14 protein-coding genes and 13 tRNA genes are annotated in these 16,620 nt (G+C 41.0%); 24 read left to right on the top strand and 3 right to left on the bottom strand.

Going from position 1 to position 16,620, the window contains the following annotated elements:
- The first annotated feature begins 50 nt into the window (after positions 1–50).
- From ACGTNH_RS15015 to ACGTNH_RS14960, 12 genes are all read left to right on the top strand, one after another.
- A tRNA-Val gene (locus tag ACGTNH_RS15015) sits at positions 51–126 on the top strand.
- A 52-nt stretch (positions 127–178) separates the two neighbouring features.
- Positions 179–255, top strand: a tRNA-Met gene (locus ACGTNH_RS15010).
- 85 nt (positions 256–340) lie between these two features.
- A tRNA-Asp gene (locus tag ACGTNH_RS15005) sits at positions 341–417 on the top strand.
- A gap of 39 nt (positions 418–456) precedes the next feature.
- Positions 457–532 (top strand) — tRNA-Phe (locus ACGTNH_RS15000).
- A gap of 14 nt (positions 533–546) precedes the next feature.
- Positions 547–622 (top strand) — tRNA-Thr (locus ACGTNH_RS14995).
- Between the two features lie 19 nt (positions 623–641).
- Positions 642–727 (top strand) — tRNA-Tyr (locus ACGTNH_RS14990).
- A gap of 23 nt (positions 728–750) precedes the next feature.
- A tRNA-Trp gene (locus tag ACGTNH_RS14985) sits at positions 751–821 on the top strand.
- A 12-nt stretch (positions 822–833) separates the two neighbouring features.
- A tRNA-His gene (locus ACGTNH_RS14980) sits at positions 834–909 on the top strand.
- A gap of 21 nt (positions 910–930) precedes the next feature.
- Positions 931–1,005 (top strand) — tRNA-Gln (locus ACGTNH_RS14975).
- Between the two features lie 8 nt (positions 1,006–1,013).
- A tRNA-Gly gene (locus tag ACGTNH_RS14970) sits at positions 1,014–1,088 on the top strand.
- Between the two features lie 60 nt (positions 1,089–1,148).
- Positions 1,149–1,222: transfer RNA gene (locus ACGTNH_RS14965), tRNA-Cys, on the top strand.
- A 6-nt stretch (positions 1,223–1,228) separates the two neighbouring features.
- Positions 1,229–1,310: transfer RNA gene (locus tag ACGTNH_RS14960), tRNA-Leu, on the top strand.
- 529 nt (positions 1,311–1,839) lie between these two features.
- Here the strand turns inward: ACGTNH_RS14960 and ACGTNH_RS14955 are convergent.
- Complete coding sequence (locus tag ACGTNH_RS14955; RefSeq protein ID WP_394587669.1) at positions 1,840–2,430, bottom strand: DUF4352 domain-containing protein; 591 nt, start codon at positions 2,428–2,430, stop codon at positions 1,840–1,842.
- Between the two features lie 549 nt (positions 2,431–2,979).
- Here ACGTNH_RS14955 and ACGTNH_RS14950 point away from each other — a divergent pair.
- The 9 genes from ACGTNH_RS14950 to ACGTNH_RS14910 all read left to right on the top strand — a co-directional run bounded on the left by ACGTNH_RS14950 (position 2,980) and on the right by ACGTNH_RS14910 (position 10,237).
- Entirely contained in the window at positions 2,980–3,348 is a 369-nt protein-coding gene (locus ACGTNH_RS14950; protein ID WP_394587668.1) for a YidH family protein, read from the top strand.
- A 253-nt stretch (positions 3,349–3,601) separates the two neighbouring features.
- Positions 3,602–3,675, top strand: a tRNA-Gly gene (locus ACGTNH_RS14945).
- Between the two features lie 122 nt (positions 3,676–3,797).
- Positions 3,798–5,504: an ABC-ATPase domain-containing protein gene (locus tag ACGTNH_RS14940; RefSeq protein ID WP_394587667.1), complete on the top strand. Its 1,707-nt coding sequence runs from the start codon at positions 3,798–3,800 to the stop codon at positions 5,502–5,504.
- Positions 5,505–5,525: 21 nt separating this feature from the next.
- Complete coding sequence (gene queG / locus ACGTNH_RS14935; RefSeq protein WP_394587666.1) at positions 5,526–6,659, top strand: tRNA epoxyqueuosine(34) reductase QueG; 1,134 nt, start codon at positions 5,526–5,528, stop codon at positions 6,657–6,659.
- A 70-nt stretch (positions 6,660–6,729) separates the two neighbouring features.
- Positions 6,730–7,278 carry a methylated-DNA--[protein]-cysteine S-methyltransferase gene (locus ACGTNH_RS14930; protein ID WP_394587665.1) on the top strand — a complete coding sequence of 183 codons (549 nt, stop codon included), beginning with the start codon at positions 6,730–6,732 and terminating at the stop codon, positions 7,276–7,278.
- A gap of 81 nt (positions 7,279–7,359) precedes the next feature.
- Positions 7,360–8,223 (top strand): amidase domain-containing protein, encoded by an 864-nt coding sequence (locus ACGTNH_RS14925; protein WP_394587664.1) that lies wholly within the window; start codon positions 7,360–7,362, stop codon positions 8,221–8,223.
- A 51-nt stretch (positions 8,224–8,274) separates the two neighbouring features.
- Positions 8,275–8,751, top strand: coding sequence for a tRNA (uridine(34)/cytosine(34)/5-carboxymethylaminomethyluridine(34)-2'-O)-methyltransferase TrmL (gene trmL / locus ACGTNH_RS14920; protein WP_394587663.1), 477 nt, complete (start codon positions 8,275–8,277; stop codon positions 8,749–8,751).
- Between the two features lie 329 nt (positions 8,752–9,080).
- Positions 9,081–9,347 (top strand): hypothetical protein, encoded by a 267-nt coding sequence (locus ACGTNH_RS14915; RefSeq protein ID WP_507161312.1) that lies wholly within the window; start codon positions 9,081–9,083, stop codon positions 9,345–9,347.
- A gap of 209 nt (positions 9,348–9,556) precedes the next feature.
- Positions 9,557–10,237: a hypothetical protein gene (locus ACGTNH_RS14910; protein WP_394587662.1), complete on the top strand. Its 681-nt coding sequence runs from the start codon at positions 9,557–9,559 to the stop codon at positions 10,235–10,237.
- Positions 10,238–10,626: 389 nt separating this feature from the next.
- On the opposite strand, the gene lipA is transcribed toward ACGTNH_RS14910, so the two are convergent.
- Entirely contained in the window at positions 10,627–11,571 is a 945-nt protein-coding gene (gene lipA / locus ACGTNH_RS14905; protein ID WP_394587661.1) for a lipoyl synthase, read from the bottom strand.
- A gap of 18 nt (positions 11,572–11,589) precedes the next feature.
- Positions 11,590–12,405: an octanoyltransferase LipM gene (gene lipM, locus ACGTNH_RS14900; RefSeq protein ID WP_394587660.1), complete on the bottom strand. Its 816-nt coding sequence runs from the start codon at positions 12,403–12,405 to the stop codon at positions 11,590–11,592.
- A gap of 102 nt (positions 12,406–12,507) precedes the next feature.
- On the opposite strand from lipM, the gene ACGTNH_RS14895 reads away from it, so the two are divergent.
- The 3 genes from ACGTNH_RS14895 to ACGTNH_RS14885 all read left to right on the top strand — a co-directional run bounded on the left by ACGTNH_RS14895 (position 12,508) and on the right by ACGTNH_RS14885 (position 16,587).
- Positions 12,508–12,666 carry a hypothetical protein gene (locus ACGTNH_RS14895; RefSeq protein ID WP_394587659.1) on the top strand — a complete coding sequence of 53 codons (159 nt, stop codon included), beginning with the start codon at positions 12,508–12,510 and terminating at the stop codon, positions 12,664–12,666.
- Entirely contained in the window at positions 12,667–14,562 is a 1,896-nt protein-coding gene (locus ACGTNH_RS14890; RefSeq protein WP_394587658.1) for a PrkA family serine protein kinase, read from the top strand. It abuts the gene before it with no gap.
- 486 nt (positions 14,563–15,048) lie between these two features.
- The gene (locus tag ACGTNH_RS14885) at positions 15,049–16,587 is read left to right on the top strand and encodes a Ppx/GppA phosphatase family protein (RefSeq protein ID WP_394587657.1); all 1,539 of its coding nucleotides are present in this window, start codon (positions 15,049–15,051) and stop codon (positions 16,585–16,587) included.
- Positions 16,588–16,620: the final 33 nt, after the last annotated feature.

The raw sequence follows: 16,620 nt of genomic DNA, 5'->3' as shown, positions 1-16,620 counted from the left end.
TTTCACGGCGGTATCACGGGTTCGAATCCCGTACGGGTCACCACTCATATGGAGGATTAGCTCAGCTGGGAGAGCACTTGCCTTACAAGCAAGGGGTCGCAGGTTCGAGCCCTGCATCCTCCACCATTTCGACTTCTCGAAAGAGAAACAATTATAGTAGACATATTGTCTACATTATCGCGGGGTAGAGCAGTTCGGTAGCTCGTCGGGCTCATAACCCGGAGGTCGCAGGTTCAAATCCTGCCCCCGCAACCAAATTAATTTAGCCAAGCTTAAGATAAGTAGTACTGTAAAGTGCAACCAAATTAATTTAGCGAAGCTAAAACATAAATTTTATAACGGTCCGGTAGTTCAGTTGGTTAGAATGCCTGCCTGTCACGCAGGAGGTCGCGGGTTCGAGTCCCGTCCGGACCGCCACTGATTACACATTTACATATGCTAGATCAATCATTGTTTGGCTCGGTAGCTCAGTCGGTAGAGCAACGGACTGAAAATCCGTGTGTCGGCGGTTCGATTCCGTCCCGAGCCACCACCTTTTTTTGACTAGCCGGCCTAGCTCAACTGGTAGAGCAACTGACTTGTAATCAGTAGGTTGGGGGTTCAAGTCCTCTGGCCGGCACCATCAAGTGCTTTTATTACATGGAGGGATAGCGAAGTTGGCCAAACGCGGCGGACTGTAAATCCGCTCCCATCGGGTTCGTAGGTTCGAGTCCTACTCCCTCCACCATTTAATTTTATAATTCATCAAATAGGGGTATAGTTTAATGGTAAAACTACGGTCTCCAAAACCGTCAATGTGGGTTCGATTCCTACTACCCCTGCTTTGTTTTGTGGCGGTTGTGGCGAAGTGGTTAACGCACCGGATTGTGGTTCCGGCATTCGTGGGTTCGATTCCCATCAGCCGCCCCATTTTTTTATCTAGTCAATTAATGGGCTATAGCCAAGCGGTAAGGCAACGGTTTTTGGTACCGTCATGCGCTGGTTCGAATCCAGCTAGCCCAGCCATTTATACTGCGGGAGTAGTTCAGTGGTAGAACACCACCTTGCCAAGGTGGGGGTCGCGGGTTCGAATCCCGTCTCCCGCTCCAGAATATATTGCATCACCTATACAGTTAATGAATATAATCTATAAAATTCTTTATTTCAATGGCGGCATAGCCAAGCGGTAAGGCAGAGGACTGCAACTCCTTTATCACCGGTTCGATTCCGGTTGCCGCCTCCATGAAATGCCGGTGTGGCGGAATTGGCAGACGCGCACGACTCAAAATCGTGTTCCTTACGGAGTGTCGGTTCGACCCCGACCACCGGTACTCTATAAACATACATATGTAGGTAGCAGACGGTATCCAGTGCAGATTGGATGCCGTCTGTTTGCGTTTTATAAACAAATAAATGGTCGTGCAGAACCCGTCAAAACCCCGTTTTTATAACTAAAAATTAGAAAGATGGATTGTGTTTATATACATTACCAGGAATAGTAACCAACTGAATGATCGAGAATTAGATATAGTATAGAAAACGATCAAAGACAAGGATAGGCAGTTTTATCCGACATAAGGTTTATTTACAATGGTAGGAAAGCGAAAAGCTTTTCAATGGTTTACGTTATAATAAGTAGTTAGATTTAAACATAACTGGAGTGATACGGCAATTGTTCCAGAAAAGCGTTAGGGTTACATAGACATTTTAAGCGGTACATTAAGGCAGAATAAATATAACCCCTCCTGGCTATCCTTACAACGCCCCACAGTCGGTTATAGAAGCTTTTTGTGCGAAAAATGTCGGTGCCAAACTGGACACAAGAAAAGACGAGCTGAACGCCCGCCTTCAATTCTTCTATTATTCTAGAGTAATAGATTCTGTTACTGTGCCGAAAATTCCTTCTTGTGCTTCTACGCTTAAATCATCGGATTCCGCAATTTCTGTAGATACGTCATAAACAACGTCTCCGCTGATTTCTGAATCCGGGTTTAGTTGTTCAAGGAAAAAAGAGTTTTCGATAGATCCGTCATCACCTTGGTTTGCTGACATACTAGCAGTGGAATCAGCTTCGAACGTTTTGTCGCCTTGTTTTAGTTTAAGGTAAGTCCCATCAACTGTAACTGCTTCATTCCCATTATTTTTAACGGTAACATTAAGTACAACGTATTTACCACTTGCTGTTTCGGGCATTACACTTGGCCCGACTTCTTCGGCAGTAGTTTTCTCGTTAATTGTGTATGTCATCGCTCCGACTTCTACTGTGTCGCCGATACTATATGTCTCTTCTTCGGTCTCTTCTTTCCCATCGGAACTATCAGCTTCAGCGCTTGCCGGTTCAGTATCGTTACTTTCAGTAGCTTCGTCCTCGCCTCCGAGTGAAGCGATAATGACACCTAGGACAATTAAACCAATAAATCCAAGGCACCCTAATTTTAAAAACTTCTTCATAAAAATGAAACCCCCACGTAATATATTTGTAATAAAACACCTTTTCCATGTTAATAGAATACATGTATATTTTCAATAGAATTTATTAAAAAAGTTTCAATTCAAGATAATAAGTTAATGATAAGAATAAATTTTAAATGTAATTTTTGCAGGAGAATGTATCTGCTACTCCCCTTGTTTCGTGTTAGCCACATGAGGGCCGGTCATGTCTTGTATTGTAGGTCTTCTTGCTCTTGTTTGGTAACTCGCGAATGTCTTAAGGGTCTTGAGTCAGCTATTAGTATGTATGAGATAATTAGGCTAAGTAACGATGTACAAAAAATAAAGATACTTACTTTGAACCTAGCATACTAAGGGTAGTTGAACAGACCCGTGGGAATTGTGGCTTCGAAGAAAAGAAAAAAGTAGTATAATTACATTTCCTGCTGACTTACAGCAGGTTTTTTGGTTTAATGTCGAGTATATTGGGGTTATACTTATAATTGTAGGATTATAAAAATATTTCCTTATGATAGTGGTTTAAATCTTTTATTAAAGTATGGTGGATCTATGAAGGATACGAATAACCAAATAAAATATGCCCAGCAGCATTTAGCCAATGAACGAACCTATCTAGCCTGGGTACGAACTGTTATTGCGATTGTAGGAATCGGCTTTTTAAATACTAGCCTTCACTTCACTATTGGCGTAGAACGTAATCTAACAGTTGACATCATTAGTATTGCTTTAGGTGTTTTTGCATGTATATTAGGGTTTGTCATCATTATTATGTCTACTTTTGCTTATTTTCAGCGGAAGAAAAAGATTATGAACGAAGAAACGTTTTTACCTTCTAAAGCCCAAGTGACACTGGTATCGACGTTGATGATTATCATCATTACATTTATTGTATTGTATTTCTTGTATTTAGAAACGTAATTGAAGTTTTAGCGAATTTTGTAGAAAAAATGCAAATATCGGTTGTCACCTCATGAAGTGGTTGTTATAATTATAATTGTTCTTTCAAGAAGGTCTGACAACTCAAATGCGGGTGTAGTTTAATGGTAAAACCTCAGCCACGAGCTGAACTTCTACCGAATCATCTGCGAGTTGCCTCGACGGATAAACTTCTTTGAATAAGCTTTTAGAGGAAGAGGCATGAAAAAACGTGGCTAATGAAAGATTTATATATGCGGGTGTAGTTTAATGGTAAAACCTCAGCCTTCCAAGCTGATGACGAGGGTTCGATTCCCTTCACCCGCTCCATTGCAATTATTATTTTTACTAACTATGTGAACCAACGCAGTGTCTTGTTTAAAAAAACGAGGCATTGCGTTTTTTATTGATGATAAACGGTTACAACAATAAGAGAGAAAGGAGAGACTAAGATGAATCGACTAAAAAATGTACTACAACAAATTGACGGTAAAAGCTACAAAGGATACAAACAAATTCAAGGGAGTTATTCGTTCTCTTCCTATCAGTTAAAAGTGGATTACGTGCAAGGGGACCCGTTTGCTGCTCCTTCTAAAATTCGTGTGCAAATACCCCGGAAGATAAAGAAAGTTGACGCTCAGTGGATAGAGACAAAGAGCAGGCAGACGTATACGGAGGATGTTCTCGCTCGTAAAGTAGCAGAGGTACTTGAGAAGGGCCGTCCGAATGTACGGGGCTCTGGGAAAAGCGGAATGGTTTCCATTGATCGACCGAAGCAGGAGATTTTAGAACGTACCGCTGTCAGTGTAGATGATGATCAAATTACGGTTTGTTTGACGGTTGGACTGCCTGCCAATGGTCGTCGAATTAATGGGAAAGAGGCAGATAAACTGTTCTTCACCGTCGTGCCTAATCTTATTAAAGATTCCATCCTGGCGCTCAAAGATCAAGAGATTTGGGAGTTTGTTGAGCTGGCTGATCAGCATGATGCGATTTTAACTAAAATGAAAGAGGACAATCTCATCTCTTTCATCGCAGATGACTCCATTTTACCAAGAGCCAGCGGAGTTAGTGATCGTCCGATGAAGGATGCAATTCCGTTCAGCAGTCCAGAAGCCAATCGAGTATCGATTGACGTTCCTCATCGCGAAGAGCCTTTAACAGGACTGGGTCTCTCTAAGGGCATTGTTTTAATTGTCGGAGGGGGTTATCATGGTAAAAGTACCCTGTTGAATGCGATAGAGCGTGGAGTTTATCCTCATATTAAGGGGGATGGCCGTGAGTTTGTTTTAACTGATCCGTCGGCTGTAAAGGTTCGTGCGGAAGACGGGCGCCGGGTAACAAACGTGGATATCTCTCCATTTATTAAAAATCTGCCTCGTGGAGCCGATACTACCCAGTTTTCTACTGAGAATGCGAGTGGCAGTACTTCTCAGGCAGCTAATGTTATTGAGGCTGTTGAAGCGGGAGCACGTTCTTTACTGATTGATGAAGATACGAGTGCCACCAACTTTATGATCCGTGACGAGCGGATGCAGGAGTTAGTGGTGCGTGAGAAAGAACCGATTACGCCGTTTATTGATAAAATTAAAAGCTTAAGAGATGAACTAGATGTGTCTACTGTGTTAGTCATGGGCGGTTCCGGTGATTATTTCTCAGAAGCCGACGACGTCATTATGATGGATCAGTATGTACCTTATAATGTGACCAATCGGGCAAAGGAAATTGCAGGAAAATTTCCGAGTAAGCGTCAAATGACTGAGGAAGGATTTGGCCGTTTACCTTCACGACATTTTCTGCCGCAATCAATTCAAGCTCGAAAAGGGAAGAAGGAAAAAGTACAAGCCAAAGGAAGAACATTAATTCTTATGGGCTCTACTGAAATAGATTTAGATGGAGTCGAACAGCTTGTTGATGCTTCACAGACTAGGATGATTGCTGACCTGATCATGCATTTATATAAAAAAGGTCTGTTGAGTAAACAGCAGCCTTTATCACAGCTTCTTGATCAAATTGACAATCAATTAAATAAGGAAGGGCTGGCTTCGTTTGCTCCATATAAGGATCAGCATCCTGGAGAGTTAGCAAGACCACGCCGTTATGAAATTGCAGCAGCCTTAAACCGGATACGCACGGCAAAGGTGAAGGATATTCGATAGATTAGAAAGGAGGTAGTCAAGGTGGATTATCATCAATTTAAAGACGAAGTGATCGCGTACAGTAAGGAAATCGGCATCGATAAGATAGGGTTTGCCTCTGCTGATGTATTTGGTGAACTAAAAGCGAGACTTCAACGACAGCAAGCCCTTGGCTATCAATCTGGCTTTGAAAAAGGTTCGCCGGAGGAGCGTGCAGAGCCAGACCGACTGCTTCCTGAAGCGCAATCGATCATCTCGATTGCACTGGCTTACCCATCTAAAATGGAGAATGCTCCTAAGAGTAAGAAGGGAGAGCGCAGGGGGGTATTTGCGCGTGCTTCATGGGGCCGTGATTATCACGATGTTTTAAGAGATAAATTGAATCAGCTGGGATCATTTTTAAAACAGCGCCTTCCTGAAGTTGAATTAAAATCAATGGTTGATACCGGAGAATTATCAGACCGTGCGGTTGCTGAACGAGCAGGTATCGGCTTTAGTGGAAAGAACTGTGCGATTATTACTCCGGAATTTGGATCTTATGTTTATTTAGCGGAAATCGTGACCAATATACCTTTTGCTCCAGATGAACCAGTAGATGACAGTTGTGGGGATTGTAATATTTGTGTGGATACATGTCCTACGGATGCGCTGGTCCAGGGCGGGCAGTTAAATGCACAGCGCTGTATTGCCTTTTTAACGCAGACAAAGGATTTTCTGCCGGAAGAGTTCCGCACGAAAATAGGGAATCGTTTATACGGATGTGACACATGCCAGACTGTTTGTCCTAAAAATAAAAAGAAAGACTTTCACAATCACGAAGAATTTGAACCAGATCCAGAAGTTGTAAAGCCGCAGTTAATTCCACTTCTGTCGGTAAGTAACCGTGAATTTAAAGAGAAGTTTGGTTCCATGTCTGGATCTTGGCGGGGGAAAAAGCCGATTCAGCGTAATGCGATTCTTGCCCTTGGTCATTACCGGGAAGAAGCCGCCATTGATGAATTAGTTCGTCTCATGGAAAAGGACCCGCGTCCGGTTATTCGTGGAACTGCAGCTTATTCTCTAGGTAAGATTGGAACCTCGGTGTGTTTCCAAGCGATTGAACAAGCGATTGAAAAGGAAGAGGATGAACAGGTGTTATATGAAATGGAAAAAGGGCTTCAATTTGAAGAAAGATAAACGAATCTCCCTTTTCAGAATATAATAGGTTTTGTATAATAGAAAAAACTGTTAGTTAGAGGGGTTTTATATGAGCACTCAATCCATGATCTATTACGATGTGATGGATACACCCGTCGGAGATTTAACAATCTTAGCTACCGATGAAGGAATTCTGCGAGTGGACTATGGACGATTTGAAGAACTGCATTCTTTTTATCACTCATGGACAAAAAAACATCTGCTCAGAAGCTCATTTACACATCTGCCTGAACATGAGTATGCGAAGCAAGCTGCTAAAGAGCTTCAGGAATATTTTGCAAGAGAACGAGAAACATTTACTCTCCCTCTAATTTGTTATGGTACCCCTTTTCAAAAAAGCGTGTGGAGAGCTCTGATCGAGCATATCCCACTGGGTGAGACGAAATCTTATAAAGACATTGCCTTGGCGTTACAGGCTTCTCAATCTGTTCGAGCTGTAGGTGGAGCGATCAATAAAAACCCATTTTCCATCGTTGTGCCTTGTCACCGAGTAATTGGCAGTAATGGAAAGCTTGTCGGCTATGCAGGTGGTTTACATCGCAAAAGACAATTATTAGAGCTTGAATCCTATCGTCATAGGATGAAAGTTAAAGGATAACTAACTCCCTATGCTTAGGGAGTTTTTTTGTATGGTTTTCTTTCTTTGTTCATATAGTGGTAGAACAGGAGGGGATAGGCAATGAATACAATCCAAATGTATTGGGAGGATATTATCAATCGTTTATTAACGCAGGAAGAAGAAGTGTGGCTGCAGCGCAAAGTGCAAGCGATGATGGAAAGAGGACAGATACTGAAAAGGGCCACGTTCTCGATACGCCCGTACCATCGAATTACATATGACAGAGCCCAATATTTCGATTATCTGCTTTCTATTCATCTCTATATTAAAGATGGGAGGAGATCCTATTTAGAAGAGGGTGTCTATCCATGTCGAGCACATTTAGAAGCGGGAGAGGTGGTCGAGCAAACAACGTTGACAGAAAAACTTCTTTCTCCCAATAAAACATATTTAACTCCCCAATTTATAGAAAAAAATGAGGAGGATCGAGCGCCGTTCAATTATAATCGACGAGAGGCGGTTCGGTATGCGGAGGAATGGTGGGACAGCTATAACCCAGCTTATAAACATTTTGACGTAGATTGTACTAATTACATTTCACAATGCTTACGAGCTGGAGGAGCACCCATGTGGGGGCAGCCGAATCGTGGCAGGGGATGGTGGTATGGAAGTAAGAACAACAATTGGAGCTACAGCTGGTCCGTGGCTCATTCATTGCGCTGGTATCTAAGTGGAGCAAGAAAAGGCCTTGCCGCAAGCGAAGCTGCAGAAGCCTATCAGCTTTCACCTGGAGATATTATCTGCTATGATTTTCAAGGTGACGGCCGTTTTGATCACACGACGATTGTGGTGAATAAAGACAGCCAGGGAGAGCCATTAGTAAATGCACACACGACCAATAGCCGACAGCGCTATTGGAAATACACAGATTCTACAGCGTACACCTCAAATATTCAATATAAATTTTTTCACATTGGCGGTTGATTGATGTGATATAATTATCTAGTTGATGACGTAGAGAACGAGGTGAGAAGAATGGCCAATCATATTGTTTTATTTCAACCAGAGATTCCTGCAAATACGGGGAACATCGCACGTACCTGCTTAGCAACAAATACCCAGCTTCATCTCATTCGCCCGCTGGGGTTTTCAACAGATGATAAAATGCTGCGCAGAGCTGGCTTAGATTACTGGCATGATGTTACGATTCATTATTATGATTCAATTGATGATTTGTATGAAAAGTATCCAGCCGGAGAATTCTTTTATATAGAGAACTTTGGGACAAAATCCTATGCTGATTTTGATTTTAGCGATGTAGAGCAAGAATTGTTTTTCGTCTTTGGCAGAGAAACGGATGGAATTCCTAAGCAATTGTTAGAAGGGTTAGAAGATCGATGCCTTCGGATTCCAATGACTGATAAAGTAAGATCTTTGAATTTAGCAAATACAGCTTCTATTATTCTTTTTGATGCGTTAAAGCAGCAAGGATTTCCTCAATTAATTAAGTGAAAAAACGCACCTCTATAAAAGAGGTGCGTTTTTTAGTTATGGACTATTTTTTTGGACGACCTGGCTTTACATCGTAGCCAGCAGAAAAAATCGACACTAAGTATGTTACGCACACTAGAATAATTAAAGTTAATTTCATGTATAGCGGCCTCCTTTAATAGCTGAACAGACAAGCATTGATGAGTGTTATTATACCCCATTTTTAGGTTGATGTGAATTGTTTGTCAGTTATTAATTAAAAAGTCCGAGCTTTTCGCCCATACATAACCCAGGATTGGGACATATGTTGAAATGTAGGTAAAGAACCCGCTTTACAATGGAGGGATGACATGCTGCCTTATTCGTACGACATGCAAGATGATATGCGTATCTTAGAACCTTACGGGTATGAACATGAAGATGACCGTTTTTTTGGAGGCTTTATCGGAGGGCCTTTTGTGGGAGGCTTTTTAGGAGGATTATTAGGAAGCGCCATATTTCCGCCATTTTATGGCGGAGGCGGAGGCGGAGGCGGAGGCTATTACCCGCCAACTCCTTATTATGGACCACCTGGACCTCCGCCCCCTTATTACCCTTATGGAGGTTATTATTGGTAAAAGATCGTCTATTCTGACGATCTTTTTTCTATAGCTCTATTAAATCTAAGCAATAAACAATCGGATGTGAACTACAGGGTCAAGCGAACAATAGAATATCTTACTCTTATTTTAAAGCAGCTTTTTCTAAAGGTAGAGTATGGTATAATTGGTAAAATAAATACGACATAATCTTACATATTATTTCTATTTTGAAAGGATTGATGTGGATGAAGAAAGCCACAGGTTACTTCGCCGCTGGTGCTGTTCTCTTGTTTGTTTCGGCATGTGGATCGAGCCAGGCAGAAGAAAGTGATCCTATTGAAGTAACGCTTGAAAAAATTGAAAGTCAAGAATTAGAGGAAAAGGAGTTACCTGAAGAGGAAATTAATGGTGAAATTCCTGAAAATGAGGTTGATGATTTAGAAGAAGAAGTTGAAGAGATGGAGGGAAATGAAGAAATTGACGAGCAGACAGAGGAACAAGTTAACCCTGATGGTTCGACCACCACCGAGGAGTCTACATACATTGAAAATGCTGAAGAGGAAGTTTATGCACCAGAACCCCCAAGCACTCCCAGTCGTCCCAGCTCTGCTCCGTCAAGTGCTAACTCATCGAGTTTTTCAGGTTCATCGAATACCTCATCCTCTTCAAGCTCTTCAAATGTAACAGAATCATCCTCCTCAAGTTCTGACACTTCTTCCTCAGAAGGCACGACTGAAGAACAACAAACTGAGAAGACGACAAATAAAACAGAAGAAGAGTCCCCTGCAGAAGAAAAGGAAGATAAGAAAGAAGACACGGACTCAGGTGAGGAAAAACAAGAGGACGAATCAGAAGAAGAGGTTGAAGAGGAAGAAGCTGAAGAAACAGAAGAAATAAATGAACAAGAACAAGCCGAAGAAGAATAAGAAAAACTCTTATAAAGGTCGCTTTCCGTGGACCAAGACGGAATGTCTCCTGTGTGCAGGAGGAGGCACTTTTTCTGTACCTTTGATCAAAATCGGCTTTTGAAACCTACGTAGAATGAATGCCCCGCTACAAAAGCTGTTTCCATATGGACAAGGTACTGAGAAAGTGACTTTTCGCAGCAATCTAATATAGGAAGCTGGGGGCTGTGACATAATTAAAGCAGTGATGTCAAAGACCGAATATTTGTATAAACGCAGATTATTAGCGAAGCATTTTGCGGAGCGATAGTGTGAATTCTCTTTAACATAAAATAATCCGAACTGATTTCTGCAAAATCATTCGGATTATTTTATGTTTTATTCAATTTTGTCCCGTGCTCTTCCAATAGTTAAAATGTTGTTTTATCTAGTGTTTCGCCTTGAGACTCATAGCCTTGCATGTATTTGATACGGCGCTGAGCAGAAGTTTCATTCACTTGCTCATCGGCATGATAGGATGAACGAACCATCGGGCCTGCTTCACAGTGTTTAAATCCTTTTTCCATTGCAATTTGTTTTAATTCTTCAAATTCATCAGGATGGTAGTAACGTTCGACATTTAAATGTTTTTTTGTTGGCTGCAGGTATTGGCCGATCGTCATAATATCTACATTGTGAGCAAGAAGATCATCCATAGCTTGCATGATTTCTTCTTTCGTTTCACCTAGTCCGACCATAAGACTGGATTTCGTTGGTGTATCAGGGCGAATTTCTTTTACTCGGCGCAATAACTCTAGGGAACGGTCATACATCGCACGGGCACGCACTTTTTTTGTTAGACGACGCACGGTTTCAATGTTGTGGTTGAAAATGTCAGGTTCCCCGCCCATGAGGGTATGAAGACTATCATAGTCCCCTTTCATATCAGATGGAAGAATTTCAACGGTACAACCAGGGACACGACGGCGTATGGCTTTAACAGTTTCACCAAAAACGGCTGCTCCGCCGTCTTTAAGATCGTCGCGTGCTACAGCTGTCACGACCACGTGTTTTAATCCCATAATTTCTACAGATTCAGCCACCCGTTCAGGCTCTCCCCAATCTAGTTCATTAGGCAGTCCTGTCTTTACAGCACAAAAGCGGCAGCCGCGTGTACATGTATCGCCAAGAATCATAAATGTTGCTGTTTTACGTTCGCTCCAGCATTCATGAATGTTCGGACAGCGTGCTTCTTCACAAACCGTATTAAGTTTTTTCTCGCGCATTAATTTTTTCAAGCCGGTATAGGATTTATTCGTATTAATCTTAATTTTTAACCAATCGGGTTTACGTATGTATTCGTCTTTTTTTGCCACTTGCATCGTCTCCTTTTATTATCTGGAATAATTCCACTCATCACTACTGTATTTTTTCTCAGCAAGATCATAAATCTCTTTCCATTGGGCTTCGCTAATTTCGAGAGGCTGAAGTTCAATATTAAGTCCTTTTTCAAACCCTGCTTTAAATGCATTCCGCGTTGTATGGTAATCCACAGCATGCTCAACAATGTCGTTAATGGCTATGGCTTTGTCTGCAAAAGATTTACGGGCTCTCTCTTTAATGCGCTCATTCTTGTAAATAAACATGTCAAACAGCTTGTTTTCATCTACATTAATAGGGATAGAGCCGTGCTGAAGAATCACACCTTTTTTTCTCGTCTGTGCACTTCCAGCGGCTTTCTTTCCATCTACTATTAATTCATACCATGAAGGTTCTTCAAAACAAACGGCTGACCCTGTAGAATTCAGCTTTTCTTCAGGAATAGCAAATTCAGCATTAATATTAAGCCTTTTAAAACCTTCAAGCAGCCCTTGAGAAAGAACGAGATAAGCTTCTTTTACTGAAGCGGGCATTTGGGGATGGTCTTCTGACACAATTATACTGTATGTTAATTCATCATCATGAAGAACAGCTCGTCCGCCGGTCTGTCTTCTTACTAACTCATAACCATTTCTCTTAACACCTTCTAAGTCAATTCTGCCTTGAACTTTTTGGAAGTACCCCACTGAAAGTCCTGCGGGTTTCCACCCATAAAAGCGAAGTACGGGAGGGATTTTTCCTTCACTATGCCAATTCATCAAGGCTTCATCTAACGCCATATTTAAGGCTGGTGTTAAATGACCGGAATCAACAAAGGACCATGTTTCCATTTACTTGACCTTCTTTCCATAAATAATCCTTTATTCAATTAAAATAGTCAAAACAATTTTAACAAGGGGACTATAAGGTGTCAAAGTAAGGAGATACCAATAATGGGGGAAAACGCTTTTATTGCGCTGTCTTGCGCGATCCCGCAAATGAGCAGTGGAGGAGCAGTTGTTACAAAAGTAACTTGTACCTTTACGAATGTTTCCTTTCTCCTGCGCATAGGATGTATTAAATTTGCTAGTTACGACGAGGGAGGTCGTTGAGTGGATATTATTAAAAGAATACAAGATCATCGCGAACATGAAGAGGAACTGAAGTGGGAAGGGACTTTTAGGGATTATTTAGAGCTATTAAGAGACAAACCTTACTTGGCTCAGTCTGCTCATTCTCGTGTTTATAATATGATTACAGAAGCTGGGGTTGAGGAAGGGACGCACCATAAGAAATATTCTTTTTTTGACGAAGATATTTACGGATTAGATGAAGCAATGGAGAGGCTGGTGGAAGAGTACTTTCATCCAGCTGCACGCAGACTAGACGTCCGAAAAAGAATTTTACTATTAATGGGTCCTGTAAGTGGCGGTAAATCAACACTTGTAAACTTATTAAAGCGTGGCTTAGAAAAGTATTCTTATACAGATAAAGGGGCCGTTTTTGCGATTAAAGGTTGTCCGATGCATGAAGACCCGCTTCATATGATTCCGCACCATTTAAGAGATGAATTTAGAGAGAATTATGGAATTCGTATTGAAGGCAGCTTATCTCCATTAAACACGATGCGTGTCGAACAGGATTATGGCGGACGAATTGAAGATGTACTTGTTGAGAGAGTGTTCTTTTCTGAAGACAAACGTACCGGGATTGGGACATTCAGCCCTTCCGATCCAAAGTCTCAAGATATCGCAGATTTAACAGGTTCCATTGATTTCTCAACCATTGCTCAATTTGGCTCTGAATCTGACCCTCGAGCGTACCGTTTTGACGGAGAACTAAATAAAGCGAACCGGGGCATTATGGAGTTCCAGGAAATCTTAAAATGTGATGAGAAATTTCTATGGCACCTCCTTAGTCTAACGCAAGAAGGTAACTTTAAAGCGGGCCGATTTGCTTTAATTTCTGCAGATGAACTCATTGTGGCCCATACAAACGAAGCAGAGTATCGTTCTTTCATTGCTAATAAGAAAAACGAAGCTCTTCATTCACGCATGATTGTTATGCCGATTCCTTACAACTTAAAAGTCACGGAAGAAGAGAGAATTTACGATAAAATGATTAGAGAAAGTGACATACGCGATGTTCATATAGCGCCTCATACGTTAAAAGTTGCTGCGATGTTCACCGTGCTTACTCGATTAAAAGAATCGAAAAAGGCATCAATTGATCTATTGAAGAAGATGTATTTGTATAACGGTGAAGAACTGGAAGGCTTCAGTGATGTAGATGTAGAAGAACTGAAAAAAGAATTCTCTGATGAGGGTATGGATGGAATTGACCCGCGTTATGTGATTAACCGGATTTCTTCTACGATTATTAAAAAAGAAATGACTTCCATTAATGCCTTGGATGTCCTTCGTTCACTTAAGGATGGGTTAGACAGCCACGCTTCGATTTCAAAAGATGACAAGGAGCGTTACTTGGAGTTTATCTCGCTTGCTCGTAAGCAGTATGATGATCTGGCGAAGAAAGAAGTTCAGAAAGCATTCGTCTACTCTTATGAAGAATCCGCCATTACACTGATGGATAATTATTTAGACAACGTGGAGGCTTATTGTAATAAGACGAAGCTTAGAGACCCGCTAACGGGCGAAGAGATGAACCCTGATGAGCGGCTTATGCGTTCCATTGAAGAGCAGATTGGTGTATCGGAAAATGCGAAGAAAGCCTTCCGTGAAGAAATTCTCATTCGAATTTCAGCTTATGCTAGAAAAGGGAAGAAATTCGACTATCAGTCTCATGAACGCTTAAGGGAAGCGATTCAGAAGAAACTTTTTGCTGACTTAAAAGATATCGTAAAAATTACAACGTCAACCAAGACTCCAGATGAACAACAGCTGAAGAAGATCAACGAGGTGGTTGCTACACTTGTAGATGAACATGGCTACAATTCCACTTCCGCCAACGAATTATTAAAATACGTGGGAAGCCTTTTAAACCGCTAAACCTGAGATAGATTTAGGTTCCTTTAGAGACTGAACAGGCGTAAAACCGGTACGTCGTGAATCTTCATTTACAATAAAGATTCTGGAATTATTGTATAATCATTGTTCTGCTGTGTATTCGATTTAAACCAGGTCGTTCCTGTATTCCTAAAATCCTGTGTCTGTATAATGCATGGAATTTCTACACTTTGAAATTTGCAATAAAGTTAACCCCCATGTAAGAAAATTATACTTGGTAGAAGGCGAAGGGAAATGGTGAGACTCCTACGGGAGAAACGTGCATAGTGAGATCACCGAAGGCGAAGACCGGGGAAGCTCCCCGTAACGCCCATGGAAAGCGATCCATTTCCCGAAGTCTTTTGCTGATTCTAAAAAGAAAAGACGGATATCAAGAGAAAGAGATTTCTCTACATGCAAAGGGGCTCTAGACATGGTCTAGAGTCCCTTTATGTTATAATGTGCAAAAATGCAGGGCAGGTGGAACGAATGGCGAAACAGTACTATGGCATCATTGATATTGGTTCAAACTCGATCCGTTTAGTTGTTTATTTGAGAGATAAAGGCGGAAGACTTCGAGAAGTTGAAAATGTAAAAGCTGTAGCTAGACTGAGTACCTATTTGCAAGAAGAAGGAGAGCTTTCTAAAGACGGCATTGATAAACTGCTTGATACATTGCAAAGCTTTGAAGGAGTACTTGCTACATATCATTTAGAACAAACAGTTTGTGTGGCTACGGCGGCCATACGCCAGTCAGTTAATCAAGTTGAGATTCTTGAAAAAGTAACGGAACATACTAGTTTTGATATGAGAATACTTTCAGAAGAAGAAGAGGCGTTTTATGGATATTTAGCCGTAGTGAACTCTACTTCCCTAACAGAAGGCTTCACCGTGGATATCGGGGGAGGAAGTACAGAAATCACTTATTTTAAAGATCGCAAACTGATTCATTCACATAGCTTTCCATTTGGAGCTGTTACACTCAAACAGCGCTTCTTTAAAAAAGACCTTCCTACTGAAGAAGAAATGACAAACTTACGTCAATTTTTAAAAGACAGCTTTCATACGCTTTCGTGGTTAAATGGGAAAAAGGTTCCTTTAATTGGGATTGGAGGCGGCGCAAGGAATGTTGTCCAAATTGATCAAAACCTTAAAGAATATCCTTTAGCAGGACTTCATCAATATAAAATGCTCGATAGTGATCTTTCATTTATTAAGAATTATTTGCTTACGTTATCTATGAAAAAATTGCAGAAAGTAGAGGGACTTTCGAAAGACCGAGCGGATATAATTATCCCGGCTACAGAAGTATTTCACAGCTTATATGAAACAGTTCAAGCGGACGGCTTTATCCTGAGCCGCAAAGGGTTAAGAGATGGTGTGTTTTATAAGCAGCTCACCAAAGGAATGGGCACTCACTTGTTTCCAAATGTTCTGGAAGAAAGTATTCAAGAACTTATCAATGACTATGAATTGAATGTGAAGCAAATTCAACACGTGCAGCATTTAGCTAAAGAACTGTTTACTCAGTTCCACGAAAAGGGAATTGGCTCTTTAACGAAAGAAGACTGGTTAAATGTTAAACGAGCGAGTTATGTATTTAATCTTGGAGAATATATTGATGATGAAGCAAGTGCGCAGCACACGTTTTACTTATTAGCAAATCGTACAATCGATGGTTTAATGCACATAGACCGCTTAAAGCTCGCTTTAATGGCCTCCTTTAAAAATAAAACAGTGTTCAAGCAATTTATTAATCCGTATAAATCATGGTTTCTTAAGGAAGAACGAAAGCACATTCGTTTGCTGGGTGCTTTTCTAAAGTTTTGCTACAGCCTGGATAGTACACGCAGAGCTACAATAGATTCTTTAAAAGTCGATGGGAATAATGAAGAAATTACCATTACGCTCTATTGTAATAAAGATTTTATGCCAGAAGAATACCAAGGAGAAAAACAAAAGAAACATTTAGAAAAAGCATTAAAAAGCAAAATTCATTTATCTTTTGCAGGCTCGAGAAAAGGTTGAAATTTTACCAAAACTTAACTTATACTTCGTTTT

It is taken from the genome of Halobacillus sp. B23F22_1 (assembly GCF_043497005.1).
In the GTDB taxonomy this organism is placed as follows: domain Bacteria; phylum Bacillota; class Bacilli; order Bacillales; family Halobacillaceae; genus Halobacillus_A.
The sequence above is the reverse complement of the archived record's forward strand: the minus strand, read 5'-3'. Positions and strand labels throughout refer to the sequence as shown.

Coding starts and splice junctions, on each gene's coding strand:
- ACGTNH_RS14955 (WP_394587669.1), bottom strand. CDS start 2,430: ATGAAGAAGTTTTTAAAATTAGGGTGCCTTGGATTTATTGGTTTAATT.
- lipM (WP_394587660.1), bottom strand. CDS start 12,405: ATGGAAACATGGTCCTTTGTTGATTCCGGTCATTTAACACCAGCCTTA.
- ACGTNH_RS14940 (WP_394587667.1), top strand. CDS start 3,798: ATGAATCGACTAAAAAATGTACTACAACAAATTGACGGTAAAAGCTAC.
- ACGTNH_RS14915 (WP_507161312.1), top strand. CDS start 9,081: ATGCTGCCTTATTCGTACGACATGCAAGATGATATGCGTATCTTAGAA.
- ACGTNH_RS14885 (WP_394587657.1), top strand. CDS start 15,049: ATGGCGAAACAGTACTATGGCATCATTGATATTGGTTCAAACTCGATC.
- ACGTNH_RS14895 (WP_394587659.1), top strand. CDS start 12,508: ATGGGGGAAAACGCTTTTATTGCGCTGTCTTGCGCGATCCCGCAAATG.
- ACGTNH_RS14910 (WP_394587662.1), top strand. CDS start 9,557: ATGAAGAAAGCCACAGGTTACTTCGCCGCTGGTGCTGTTCTCTTGTTT.
- ACGTNH_RS14950 (WP_394587668.1), top strand. CDS start 2,980: ATGAAGGATACGAATAACCAAATAAAATATGCCCAGCAGCATTTAGCC.
- trmL (WP_394587663.1), top strand. CDS start 8,275: ATGGCCAATCATATTGTTTTATTTCAACCAGAGATTCCTGCAAATACG.
- ACGTNH_RS14925 (WP_394587664.1), top strand. CDS start 7,360: ATGAATACAATCCAAATGTATTGGGAGGATATTATCAATCGTTTATTA.
- ACGTNH_RS14930 (WP_394587665.1), top strand. CDS start 6,730: ATGAGCACTCAATCCATGATCTATTACGATGTGATGGATACACCCGTC.